The 12,878-nt window shown below is 63.8% G+C and carries 10 protein-coding genes; 3 read left to right on the top strand and 7 right to left on the bottom strand.

Features of this window, described 5'->3' with window-relative positions; genetic code table 11:
* The first annotated feature begins 31 nt into the window (after window positions 1-31).
* Window positions 32-808, top strand: coding sequence for a ferredoxin--NADP reductase (locus G513_RS0112230; protein WP_022977132.1), 777 nt, complete (start codon window positions 32-34; stop codon window positions 806-808).
* A gap of 19 nt (window positions 809-827) precedes the next feature.
* Here the strand turns inward: G513_RS0112230 and G513_RS24950 are convergent, their stop codons facing one another.
* The 4 genes from G513_RS24950 to G513_RS0112250 all read right to left on the bottom strand — a co-directional run bounded on the left by G513_RS24950 (window position 828) and on the right by G513_RS0112250 (window position 5,733).
* Complete coding sequence (locus G513_RS24950; RefSeq protein WP_156891634.1) at window positions 828-3,218, bottom strand: alpha/beta hydrolase; 2,391 nt, start codon at window positions 3,216-3,218, stop codon at window positions 828-830.
* 190 nt (window positions 3,219-3,408) lie between these two features.
* Complete coding sequence (locus G513_RS0112240) at window positions 3,409-4,746, bottom strand: sensor histidine kinase (RefSeq protein ID WP_022977134.1); 1,338 nt, start codon at window positions 4,744-4,746, stop codon at window positions 3,409-3,411.
* On the bottom strand, window positions 4,743-5,402 hold the full coding sequence (locus G513_RS0112245) for a response regulator transcription factor (RefSeq protein WP_022977135.1): 660 nt from the start codon (window positions 5,400-5,402) through the stop codon (window positions 4,743-4,745). Before G513_RS0112245 ends, G513_RS0112240 begins: the two co-directional genes overlap by 4 nt.
* Before the next feature lie 19 nt (window positions 5,403-5,421).
* On the bottom strand, window positions 5,422-5,733 hold the full coding sequence (locus tag G513_RS0112250; RefSeq protein WP_211219663.1) for a PepSY domain-containing protein: 312 nt from the start codon (window positions 5,731-5,733) through the stop codon (window positions 5,422-5,424).
* Between the two features lie 123 nt (window positions 5,734-5,856).
* Here G513_RS0112250 and G513_RS0112255 point away from each other — a divergent pair, with 123 nt between their 5' ends.
* Window positions 5,857-6,333: a PepSY domain-containing protein gene (locus G513_RS0112255; protein WP_022977137.1), complete on the top strand. Its 477-nt coding sequence runs from the start codon at window positions 5,857-5,859 to the stop codon at window positions 6,331-6,333.
* A gap of 15 nt (window positions 6,334-6,348) precedes the next feature.
* On the opposite strand, the gene G513_RS0112260 is transcribed toward G513_RS0112255, so the two are convergent.
* Genes G513_RS0112260 through G513_RS22785 form a run of 3 tightly spaced genes read right to left on the bottom strand, consistent with a single transcriptional unit; the run spans window position 6,349 to window position 12,196 of the window.
* A complete protein-coding gene (locus G513_RS0112260) occupies window positions 6,349-7,806 on the bottom strand; it encodes an efflux transporter outer membrane subunit (protein ID WP_022977138.1) in 1,458 nt (485 codons plus the stop codon).
* Window positions 7,803-10,973: an efflux RND transporter permease subunit gene (locus tag G513_RS22780; RefSeq protein ID WP_022977139.1), complete on the bottom strand. Its 3,171-nt coding sequence runs from the start codon at window positions 10,971-10,973 to the stop codon at window positions 7,803-7,805. The genes G513_RS0112260 and G513_RS22780 overlap by 4 nt, the downstream gene beginning before the upstream one ends.
* Window positions 10,970-12,196, bottom strand: a complete 1,227-nt coding sequence (locus tag G513_RS22785; protein WP_022977140.1) for an efflux RND transporter periplasmic adaptor subunit — start codon at window positions 12,194-12,196, stop codon at window positions 10,970-10,972. The genes G513_RS22780 and G513_RS22785 overlap by 4 nt, the downstream gene beginning before the upstream one ends.
* Window positions 12,197-12,320: 124 nt before the next feature.
* On the opposite strand from G513_RS22785, the gene G513_RS22790 reads away from it, so the two are divergent.
* Window positions 12,321-12,836: a MarR family winged helix-turn-helix transcriptional regulator gene (locus tag G513_RS22790; protein ID WP_022977141.1), complete on the top strand. Its 516-nt coding sequence runs from the start codon at window positions 12,321-12,323 to the stop codon at window positions 12,834-12,836.
* Window positions 12,837-12,878: the final 42 nt, after the last annotated feature.

Below are 12,878 nucleotides of genomic sequence, written 5' to 3' on the forward strand. Positions count from 1 at the left end.
ACCCCTTTGCACTGGTGCCCCGCAGACCGTCATGGCCAAGTTCCTCACTGAAACCGTCACCCACGTCCATCACTGGAACGAAAGCCTGTTCAGCTTCCGCACCACGAGAACCTCGGGCCTGCGCTTCGAGAACGGCCATTTCGTGATGATCGGCCTGCACGTCGACGGCAAGCCGCTGATGCGCGCGTATTCGATCGCCAGCGCCAACTACCAGGAACATCTGGAGTTCTTCTCGATCAAGGTCGAAGAAGGCCCGCTGACTTCGCGGCTGCAGCATCTGAAGGTCGGCGATCCGATCCTCGTCAGCGACAAGCCGGTCGGCACCCTGATCATCCACGACCTGAAGCCGGGCAAGAATCTGTACCTGTTCGGCACCGGCACCGGCCTGGCGCCGTTCATGAGCATCATCCGCGACCCGGCGACCTACGAAGATTTCGACAAGGTCGTGCTGATCCACGGCGTGCGCCTGGTCAGCGAACTGGCCTACCAGGACTATCTGACCAAGGACCTGCCGAACGACGAATTCATCGGCGAACTGGTGCGCGACAAGCTCATCTACTACCCCACCGTGACCCGCGAGCCATACAAGAACCGCGGCCGCCTAACCGATCTGATCGAGAGCGGCAAGCTGTTCGAGGACATCGGCCTGCCGCCGCTGAACCCGGAAACTGATCGCGGCATGATCTGCGGCAGCCCATCGATGCTCGCCGATACCCGGGCGATGCTCGACAAGCGCGGCTTCGTCGTTTCACCCGGCATCGGCCAGCCGGGCGATTACGTGTTCGAGCGCGCTTTCGTCGAGAAGTAAGCCCTGGCCTTCGCTGCGCTCAGCGCAGCGAAGGGAGCACACCGATCGAGGTCATGAACGCCTCGTCATCGAGCTTTTCCTGATCCGATGCACTCGTCGGAAGGCTGTGCCGGCCGCCAGGCACGTTGTGAAACTCGCAGCGCGTCCCCAGGGCCACCAGCTGATTGCAGGCCTCGATGGCATCGGACTGAGGCACCTGCTCATCGGCATCGCCGTGGGTCATGATCACCGGTGGCGTCCGCGCTTCAAGATGGCGCGCTGGCGAAATCTGATTCGAGACCGGGAAGAAATAATCGGTCTTCGATGATGCGTAGGTTCCATCCCCATTGCCGACGTCAATGGCTCCGCTGCGGATCGACATCGCCGCCACCGGAAACAGTGGAGAACTGAGTGGATCGGTAGTCGCCGGCGGGCTGGGCAGGCCCGCAAAAAGAGCACTGCCACCCGCCGAGGACCCCCCTGCCACGACGACACGAGATGGGTCGACGCCCAGTGTCGAAGCGTTTTCCATGATCCATCGGACGATGGCCCGGTTATCGTCCGCTACGGTCGTTGGAGAGGTGCCGAAACGTTCATTGACCCGGTAATCTGGAGCGAAGCCAACATAGCCGGAGCGCTTGGCCCAGTACTTCGCTGCGCTGACCGCCCCACCCGCATCGCCGTGGTTGTAACCGCCACCGAAGAACTGCACGCGCGCAGCCCGACGATCCTGCGCCTTCCAACCTTTCGGATACGCCACGAAAACACGCAAGGGTACCGGAGACAGGTTCCGGTAGATGAAGGCAGTGGTGCCATCATAGGCACTGGCAGTCAACGGTACTGGATCCTTGCAGGTAGTGACCGACAGCTTGGCGGACTTCGAACCCAGACTCAGCGTCACCGACGACGCCGTCTCGTATGCCGAAGACGCGTTCATCTGAACGGCGATCGAATCGCCGTTGGCGGCCACGCCGTCCGTCGATACGTAACGTCCACCGTTGATGCTGTAAAAGCCTCCGGATACCTTTACCGCGACAGGCTTGGTGGCATTACCGAGGATCACCGGCGCCGTCGTGACCACGCTACCGGGCGGGACCGTACCACCGGCATAGAGGTTTGCATTGACCAAGGTGAACGCATTCGGCTTGCTCGGCGTCTTCGCGGTTACTTTCCAGGTGGCTCGGCGCGAACCGAGAAAGCCGCTACCGATTGTCAGCGTCGCCGACTTGGTCTGGCCCGACGTCGCAGGTGCGAGCAGTTTCATCGTCACGATGTCGCCGGCCTTCACCAAGGCGTCCTGCGATGAGTAGGCACCCCCGTTGATACTGAACGGTGCGCCGCTGACCGAAATCGGTGTCGGCACATTGATGTTTTCAACCAGCACCGGGGAACTGAAGACTTCGGTTCCCGGCAGCACCGTCGCCGGATAGAACGCAAAGGGCTCCGATACATCGTCAGATGGTGCATTGGTCTGCACCTGAAAGCTGGCGCTCACGCCACCGATAGTGACCGAACCACTACGAAGATCGTTGCGCATCGGACCCGCAATCACATAGAGAGAGACCTTGTCTCCAGGATAGACAACGCCAGGCAGAGACGAATACGAGCCTTCATTGACGCGAAAGCGAGTGCCCTCCGCGCTGCTGATCGTGGTCGGTCCGGAAATGCCGCTGACCAGGATTGTCTTGCTGGTCTGAGCCAAGGCAGACAAACCAGCAACAGGCCCTGGGAACCGGAACAAATCGGGAACGGTATCGGCACCGCTGTTCACCACCGAAAACTGTGACCTGACAGTGCCTACCGTCAGGCTTGCAGAAGCGAAACCAGCAGGCTGACTGATCGCGGCCACTGACAGCCGGATCGAATCGCCGTTGACTATTTGCCCGGGGGACACCGTCCACTCTCCACCATTGACACTGTAGCGACCACCAACAATCGAAACGGGGACAGGCGCGTTGATACCCGATGCAACGATCGTAGCGCTGACGTACTCAAGTCCCGGCTCAGCACCGAGCACTGGAACGAAGCGGAACAAATCCGGTGTCGTTCGGAGGGCAATGGTGCTGACCACGAAAGTGCTGGCGACGCCGCCGATGCTCAGGGTGGCCGTTGCCGCTGCGGAGTAATTACTCGGGGCTGCCAGTTTGACGCGCAGTACGTCTCCGTTTCTGATTTCGCTGAGAGCCGTAGAAAACGGTCCGCCGTTGATACTGAGGCTGCCGAAGTCCAGGTTCGCCGTCGCCAATGTATCGAGCCCATAAACCGTAACTGGTTCGCTGACCTGTTCACTTCCCGGCGCAGCATCCCGCCTTGGAACCAGATTGAAGGCATCCGGTATTGCGCCCGACGCCGACAAAGGCGGCGCGGTGAGCGCTGAGACGATGCCCAGTACAGAAAACGCAGCCAGAAAACTGAAACACGGACGAATCATGGTGATCTCGCGCTGGGACAACGTCGATTAGAAACTCGAAATTTCCCAATTCTTATAACGAGATCGTTCGCGGCCATCCGTGAGCGAAATCACACTTTCTATTGACTGCTTGTTAACCTTGAAAGCCGTCTTTCATTCGGGATTCCAGCGCAAATCGGCTCGGAAGACTGAAGTCCGTCCCAACGCCGCTTCAACCTTGGGTGGCACGAGCGCCTGCAGAAAAGCGCAAGCCGACCCGCAGCCCACCAAGCGGGCTGGCTGACAAGCTCAGCGCCAGCCCATGCAGCTCGGCGAGATCACGGACGATCGACAGGCCCAGCCCCGAGCCGGGCCGTTGTTCGTCGAGACGCACGCCACGTTCGATGACCAGCGCATGGGCGGCATCGGGAATGCCCGGGCCGTCGTCATCGATCAGCATCAGCAGGCCGTCGGCTTCGTCGATCACGCTTAGGCGCACTTCACTGCGCGCGGCGAGTGCGGCGTTGTCGAGCAGGTTGCCGGCCAGTTCCTGTAGATCCTGCACGTCGATCCGCACGCTGCGTCCAGCCGGTAGCTCGGCGACGATGGTCAGACCGCGCGCGACGTGGATCGAACGAACCGCCTCGACGATCGGCAGCAGGCTGTCGCGCAGCGACGCGCGTCCATACAGGCCGCTGACCCGGCCGGCGGCGGCGGCGCGGGACAGGTGATGGTCGACTGTCTCGCCGATCCGGGCCAGTGATTCGCGGACGGCAGAACGATCCAGCTTCTCGCCATCGAGTTGCAGATGGAGTGCCGCCAGCGGCTGCTTCAGCGCGTGGGCGAGATTGCCGGTGGCGCTGCGAGCGCGTTCGATCAGCGCTTGCTGATGCGCCAGCACCTCGTTGATAGCGGTCGCGACCTCGGCCAGATCGCCGGGCAGCTCACGCGGCAATGACGTGGCGAGCGTTGGCTGATCGCCGCTGCGAACCCGCTTCAGCTGATCGCCGAGCCGGCGCAGTGGCGCCAGCCCCCAGCGGATCTGCACTGCGAATGCTGCAATCAGCAGCAGGCCGAGTGAACCCAGCGCGATTACCAGCAAGCGATTGAAGGCCGCGACTTCAATCTCGATCTCGCGCTGTGGCCCGACGATCAGCAGATGCACTGGCGAGCCTCCGGTCGGCAACAGCAGATCGAGTTGCTTGGCACGCAGCGGCTCGCCACGCGGGCCGAGCAAAGGCATTGCAGTCGCCGCTATCCGGTCATCCCACAGCGAGCGCGAAGTCGCCAGCACCTGATCGGCGCGGGCGATCTGCCAGTACCAGCCGGAATGCAGACGCTCGAAGCGCGGATCAGCCAACGGCCGCGACAAAGTCAGCGTCGTGTCGTCCGTCGGGCCGTTCTCGATCAGTCCGGCCAGCGTGGTCAGCAGCGCTTCGAGCCGCTGATCGAAACCGGTTTCGACCGACTGCCGGAATGCCGCCGACAGCAACGCACCCGCGACCGGCAGCAGCAGCGCCACCGTGATCGCGGCGACCACGACCAGCCGCCGACTCAGCGGTGCTTTCACGGCCGGCGAATCACGAAGCCCAAGCCGCGTACGGTTTCGACCAGGCCATCCGGCAGCTTGCGGCGCAGCCGGCCGATCAATACATCGATCGAATTCGAGTCCGGATCGCGGTCGCGGGCATAGACGTGCTCGGCGAGTTCGGTACGCGAAACGAGGCGATCGCGGGCGTGCATCAAGTACGCGAACAGTTTGTATTCCTGGGCGGTGAGATCAACCGGCATGCCGTCGACCGTGACCTGTGCCAGCCCGGTATCGAGCACCAGCCGGTCGTGGACGATGCGGGCACTCGCCTCGCCGGCCGAGCGGCGGATCAGCGCCTGCAATCTGAGAACCACTTCCATCGGTTCAAAGGGCTTGACCACGTAATCGTCGGCGCCGGCGGTGAAGCCGGCGGCCTTGTCCGGCCAGCGGCCGCGCGCAGTGAGGATCAGCACCGGCGTCTTGATGCCGTCGTCGCGCCACTCGCGCAGCAGGCTCAGACCATCGCGCACCGGCAGGCCGAGATCGAGCACCACGGCGTCGTAGCTTTCGGTACGCAGCAGATAGTCGGCGCGGTCACCGGCGTTGGCGTGGTCAACGATCAGGCCGTGGCGAGTCAGCAGCTGCGCGAGGCCCTCGGCGAGCGGCTGGTCGTCTTCGGCGATCAGCACTCTCATCGCGCCCTCACCGGAAAAATCATTGGGGGCGCGCCGCTTCTTCGAGGCCGCGTCCCTTGGACTTCAGCAGAAGGCCGTTGGTGGCATCGAACTCGAACTTGATCTTGGCGCCGGCCGGCGTCAGGAAGTCGATCTCGTAGATCAATTGATCGTCATCATCATCGAGTTCGACTTCCAACACCTGGCCGAAATAACTGGCCTCGATGCGATCGAGCAGCGATTTCAGCGGCACGATCTGGCCGCTGGCCACGGCTGCGCGCAGGCGCTGGCCGTGGTCATCCTTGTCGGCATTGGCGGTGCCGATGACGATCAGCAATGCAGCGGCAGTCATCAGCAAACAGGTTTTCATCGCGGCGGTTTCGCATGGATGCTGTGAACCGATCATGAACGAGCCGTTCACGGTCACGCCAGAAGGCGGCGCGCAGCCTGCAGGGACGCTAACCGGAGAAACCCCATGCGCAAACTGATTCCGATCACCCTCGCCGCCAGCCTGATGTTCGGCGTGCCGACTCTGGCCACCGCCGCCGACAGCAATACCGACAACATCGGCAGCCTGCGCGCCATCTCGGCCCAGCTTCGGGCCGGCGGCTTCCAGCACATCGAAGAAATCGAACCCGTGCTGTTCGGCAACTGGAAAGTTGAAGCCCGCGATGCCAAGGGCGATGCGGCGCAGGTCTATCTGTCAGCCGATGGCAGCAAGACTCGCTTCGCCCGGCCCGATTTCGACGATGACGACGATGTCGGCTTCGATGTCGACACCCTCGATCGCCTGCTGAGCAAGCTCGAAGCCGACGGCTATCGCCGGCTGCGCGAGATCAGCTTCGACCACGACGGTTTCGAAGTCGAAGTGATCGACGCCAAGGGCCAGCGCCGCGAACTGAAGCTCGATGCCGCCAGCTTCGCCGTGCTTGCCAACGCGCACGACGATTGAGGCCGATTGCGGCGCTCAGCCCGGCACGGTCACCCCGCCGGGCTCGGGCGCCGGCTCTGGTTCCGCTGCGGCCCAACCGCCGCCGAGCGCGCGATACAGGCGCACTGCCGCCAGCCGCGTGTTGCGGCGGGCGGCGGTCAGCGCCAGCTCTGAATCGAACAGATCGCGTTCGGCGTTGATGACGTCGAAGTACGAAGAAAAACCAATCCGGTAACGCGCCAGGGCGATGCCATCGGCGCGCCTGAGCGCTGACACTCGCGCTTCCTGCTCATGCTCGAAGGCTTCGTACTGGCTGCGCTCGGCAAGTGAATCCGCCACTTCGCGGAACGCGCCTTTCACCGCCTGCTCGTAGCTCAGGATCGCTTCGCGCTTGCGGGCATCGGCGAGATCGACCTGGTAGAGATTGCGTTCGGCATCGAGCAGCGGCTGCAGCAGATTGCCGCCGAACGAGAACGCGTTCGATGGCTGGGTGAACAGATCGCCAAGCGACTGCGTCGCGGTGCCGAAGGTGCCGGTCAAGGCCAGCCGCGGGAACAAGGCCGCCTTGGCGACACCGACTCGCGCATTCGCGGCTTTCAGCCGACTTTCGGCAAGCAGCAGATCAGGCCGCCGTTCGAGCAGGCTCGACGACAGACCCGCCGGCGGTTCCGGGCCGAGTTCATGAATCTCTTCGCCGCGGGCAATCGCAGCCGGGAAGCCACCGAGCAACAGGCTCAGCTGATCCTCGACCAGGGTGATCTGGCGCTGCAGTTCCGGCAGATTGGCGCGTGCCGCTGCGGCCTGCGCTTCGGCGGTGGCGACATCGAGGCCGCTGATCACGCCGCGCTCGTGGCGGGCCTGGGTCAGCTCGACGAATTTCTCGCGCGTGCCGATGGTGCGGCGGGTGATCGCCAGCTGTTCGTCGAGCGCCTGCAGGCTGTAGTAGGCGCTGGCGACATCGCCGATCAATCCCACGACGACGCCGCGACGTGCGTAGCCCGCGCCCAGCAATTCGGCGCGGGCAGCTTCGGTCGAGCGGCGCAGACGGCCCCAGAGATCGATCTCCCAGGTCGCGGTCAACGACACGCGATTGGTGGTCAGATCGCGCGGAATGTTCGGCGCGCCGACCGCCAGTTCCGACTGCTTGTTGCGCGTGTGATCGGCAGTGAGGCTGATCTGCGGGAACAGCGCCAGGCCTGTCGCGCCCGCCGTGGCACGCGCCTGCTCGATACGCGCGGCGGCGATGCGCACGTCGAGATTGCCGGACAGCGCCTGCTGGATCAGCGCGCGCAACGCCGGATCGGTGTAGACCGCGGCCCAGTCGCTTTCGGCCAGCGCCGTGTCGACAGCCGGATCAAGCGCCGGCGGCGCATCGCCTCGGAAGCGCTCCGGCAGCGTCAGTTCAGGCCGCTCGTAGTCCGGGCCCAGCGCGCAGCCGGTCAACGCGACCAGCAAGGCCGTCGCCAAGATCAGATTGCGTTTGCTCGCGCTCATGGCGCGTCTCCATGCGTCTGCGGCGCAGGTGCGGCAGCAGGCGCCTTCGCCGGCCGCAGACGATCGGCCGTGCCCTGCACCAGCACGTACAGCAGCGGGATCAGGAAGATGCCGATCATCGTTGCCGCAGTCATGCCGAACACCACGGCGGTGCCGAGCACCGAACGCGCGGCAGCACCGGCGCCACTGGCGATCGCCAGCGGTACCGCACCGAGGATGAACGCGAACGAGGTCATCAGGATCGGCCGCAGACGCAGTCGTGCACCTTCCATCGCTGCATCGACCAGGCTGGCGCCGCGCTCGCGGGCCAGCTTGGCGAACTCGACGATCAGGATCGCGTTCTTGGCCGCCAGGCCAATCAGCATGATCACGCCAACCTGGGCGTAGATGTCATTGGACATGCCGCGCAAGGCCAACCCGCCGAAGGCACCGAACACCGCGAACGGGATGCTCAGCAGCACCGCGAACGGCACCGCCCAGCTTTCGTACAACGCAGCAAGCACCAGGAACACGAACAGCATCGCCATCGCAAAGATCAGCGGCGCCTGACCACCGGATTTCTTTTCCTGGTAGGTCTGGCCGGTCCACTCGTAGCCGTAGCCTTCCGGCAGCACCTGTGCGGCGATCTCTTCCATCGCCTTGACGGCGTCACCGGAGGAATAACCCGGCGCCGGATTGCCGGTGATGCTCACCGCGCGATAGACGTTGTAGCGGTCGATCGACTCCGGACCTTGACGGTTGATGATGCTGAGCAGGGTCGACAGCGGCACCATCTCGCCGTTCTCCGAGCGTGCATACAGGTTGTTGACCGAATCCGGCGAACTGCGCGCGCCGGCTTCCGCTTGCGCGGTTACGCGGAAGGTGCGGCCGTACAGATTGAAGTCGTTGATGTAGGCGCCGCCGAGGAAGGACTGCAAGGCGCCGAAGACATCGGAGATCGGCACGCCCAGCGTCTTCACCCGATCGCGATCGATCTTGTATTCGATCTGCGGCACCTTGGTGGTGAACAGCGTGAAGATGCGGCTGATCTCCGGACGCTTCGAGGCTTCGGCGACCAGTTCCTGAGAGATCTGCGCCAGTTCGCCGACATCGCCGCCGCGGCGATCTTCGAGCAGGAACTCGAAACCACCGGTGGCGCTGATGCCGGGAATCGACGGCGGATTCAGTACCAGAAAGCTGGCCTCGCTCAGGGACGCCAATTCCTGATTGAGCCTGCGGACGATCGCGAAGGCATTGGAATTGGCGCCGCCGCGATCCGCCCAGGGCTTGAGTACCAGAAAGCCCGTGCCGCTGTAGGGCGTATTGACGCGCGTGATCAGACTGAAGCCGTTGATGGCGATGAAGCTTTCGACCTCCGGAAATTTCTCGTCGACGATCTTGCGGAACTTCTCCATCACCGCTTCGGTGCGCTGCAGCGAAGCACCGAGCGGCAGCTGGGCATTGATCAGCAGATAGCCCTGATCTTCGTCCGGGAGGAAGCCAGCCGGCCGTTGCTCGACCAGCACCACGGCACCCGCCACCAGGACGACGAACACCGCGATCGGCAGCGCACGATGCAGCAGCGAGCGCTGCACGATGCGGCTGTAACCCTTGGCAAAACTGCCGAAGCCGCGATTGAAGGCTCCGAAGAAGCGGCCGGGCAGACCGGACCAGCGCGATTCCGCCGTCGGCTTCAGCAGCAGCGCACACAGCGCCGGAATGAAGCTCAACGCGACGAATGCCGAGATCAGCACCGAGATCGACAGGGTCAACGCGAACTGCCGGTAGAACAGACCGGTCAGGCCGCCGAGGAAGGCCACCGGCACGAACACCGCCGTCAACACCAGGGCGATGGCGACCACCGGCCCGGCCACGTCCTTCAGAGCCGCGCGTGTCGCATCACGGGCGTTCATGCCGTGGTGATCCATCTTTTCGGTTACCGCTTCGACGACCACGATCGCGTCATCGACGACCAGACCGATCGCCAGCACCATCGCCAGCAGGGTCAGCGTGTTGATCGAAAAACCGAGTACCGCGAAGGCGATGAAGGTACCGATCAGCGACACCGGCACGGCCAGCATCGGGATCAGGGTGGCGCGCCAGCTTTCCAGAAAGATGAACACCACCAGCAAGACCAGCGCCGCGGCGATCGCCAGGGTCAAGATCACTTCGTGCAGCGATTCCGACACGAACAAGGTGGTGTCGAACGGGACCGAATAGGTGATGCCGGGCGGAAAGCTTTTCGCCAGGGTCGCCATCGTCGTCTGCACCTGATGGGCGACGTCGAGCGCATTGGCGTTCGGCAGCTGGTAAATGCCGATGTTCGCGGCCGGCTGACCATCGAGACGGCTGGAGCGGGCGTAATCGGTGGCCGCCAGTTCGATGCGAGCGACATCCTTGAGCCGGACGAGCAGGCCTTCGGTCCGCGCGCGGACGATGATGTTCTCGTATTCCTCGACGCTGCTGAGGCGGCCTTTGACCGTCACCGGGAACTGCATTTCCTGACCTTTCGGCGCCGGTTCCGCGCCAACGGTACCGGCCGGTGCGACCACGTTCTGCTCGTTCAGCACGCGGGCGATGTCCTGCGTGGTGACGCCGAAGCGCGCCATCTTCTGCGGGTCCATCCAGATGCGCATGCCGTAGTCGCGGGCGCCGAACACGGTCACCGTGCCGACGCCGGGAATACGTGCCAGCGCGTCATAGATCTGCAAGGTGGCGTAGTTCGACAACCACAGATAGTCGTAGCGCGGATCGCTGGCCCGCAGGGAAATGAACAGCAGCGGCTGCGGCTGGCGCTTCTGCACCGTCACGCCCTGGCGGATCACTTCCTGCGGCAGCGAGCGCTGGGCGATCGCCACCTGGTTCTGCACGTTGACCGCGGCAATATCCTGATCGGTGCCGATCTCGAAGCTCACCGTCAGCGTGTACACGCCGTCGTTCGATGCCTTCGAGGACATGTAGATCATGTTCGGCACGCCGTTGACCTGTGCCTCGATCGGCGCGGCAACGGACTGCTCTACGGTTGCCGCATCGGCACCCGGGAAGGTCGCGGTGACGACCACGGTCGGCGGCGTGATCTGCGGATAGCGGGCGATCGGCAGCGCGGTCATCGCCACGCCGCCGGCCAGGGTGATCAGGATCGCGATGACCGTCGCGAAGATCGGCCGATCGATGAAGAAATTGATCATGACGCGGCTGCCGGCTTGGCATCGGCCGCGGCTGGCTTGTCACCACCGGCAGCGGGCGGCTCCTTGCCCGAACCGTTCGCGGTGCCATTCACCGGCGCATCGGCAGTGGCTGGCTCCTTGATCGCCACGGTGACGCCCTGCTTCAGTTTCTGCATGCCGTCGATGACCACCGCGTCGCCGGCCTTGAGACCGTCATGGATGATCACGTCCTGCTCGACTCTCGGCCCGAGCACGACGTCGCGCTGGGCCGCCTTTTTCTCGCCATCGATCACCCAGACGAAGTTCTTGCCCTGGAACTCCTGCAGCGCGCGTTGCGGCACGACGATGGCACCGGTCAGGTGCTGGGTGGTGACGCGCACCCGGGCGAACTGATTGGCACGCAACAGCTGGTCCGGGTTCGGCACTTCGAGCCGCACTTTCAAGGTGCCGGTGGTGTTGTCGACCGCGGCATCGATGAAATTCATCTTGCCGGGGTGCGGATAGATCGAGTTGTCGACCAGCAGCACCCGGAAAGCGCGCTCGGACTTTGCGCTCTGATTCAGCGCACCGCCCAGTTCACGCTGGATCTCCAGCACCCGCGCTTCGCTGATCGCGAAGTTCACGTACATCGGATCGGTGGAATAGACCGTACTGAGCAAGGTCGTGTAGGCCGTGACCAGGCCGCCCACCTTGAGCTGCGCACGTCCGATGACGCCATCGATCGGCGAGACCACGCGGGTGTAGCCGAGATTCAGCTCGGCGGTCTGCAGCGAAGCCCCGGCCGCTTCGACTTGAGCGCGCGCCGAATCATGGCGGGCGATTGCGGCATCGAGTTCCTGCTGGCTGACCGCGTCGATCGTCGACAGCGGCCGCACGCGGGCGAGATCGCGATCGGACTGATCGAGCGCCGCCTGCGCCAGCGCCAGGGCCGCCTTCGCCTGCGAAACGGCAGCCGCGTAAGGCTGGGCATCGATGACGAACAGCAGCTGGCCCTTCTTCACCTTCGAGCCTTCGACAACCCCCTGGGTTTCCAGCAGGCCACCGACTCTGGGACGAATCTCGACCTCGTTCAGCGCTTCGGTCTGGGCAACGTAATCGGCGGTGACATCGATCGCGCGCGGCGCGATGGTCTGCACGACGACCTGTGGCGCAGCAGGCGCCGGTGGGGCTTTGGATCCTGAGCAGGCGGCGCTCAGCAACACCGTCAGCATGGCGGCCGACTTCAGCGGGAAAGACTTGTTCATGACAGCTCCAGAAAACCGGGGGCGTCGGACACCATCAACAGCCGGACATCCGATCCAGTGCGCGCAGCATATCTTGCCTAGCTGGCTATATGCTAGCTTGCTAACTATCTATTACACTCCTGTCATGAACGACATCCAGGAATTCGTGCAACTGCTGCGGACGGTGCCGCGCGACTGGCGCGCAGTGATCGATCGCCGCCTTGCACCGCTGGGATTGTCGCAGGCGAAATGGATGCCGCTGTTGTATCTGATGCGCGCCGACGGCCCGCCGATCCAGACCGAAATCGCCAAGCATCTGGAGATCGAATCGCCCACTCTGGTGCGCCTGCTCGATCGCCTGGCCGCCGATGGCTGGATCGAGCGCAAGGCCTGTCCCGGTGATCGCCGCGCTCGCCACATTCATCTGACGCCGCGTGCCAAGGCTGTCTGCACGGAAATCCAGACCATCGTCATGGACGTACGACAGCAGCTGCTGAAAGACGTTTCGCAGGCCGAGCTGACGCGCTGCATCGGGCTGCTGCGCCGGATCAACCTGGCCTCGCAAGCGATGGTGGCCAGCGACGAGGAGCAGCTTCCCACTGCCCTCGCCGCGCCGATGCCGACGGCTCCAAAGGCTCAGCGCAAGCGTTCCAACGTCTGAAGCAATCCGCCACTGACGGCGGACGGTTAAAATCGCCATCCC

Source organism: Nevskia ramosa DSM 11499 (assembly GCF_000420645.1).
Lineage (GTDB): Bacteria > Pseudomonadota > Gammaproteobacteria > Nevskiales > Nevskiaceae > Nevskia > Nevskia ramosa.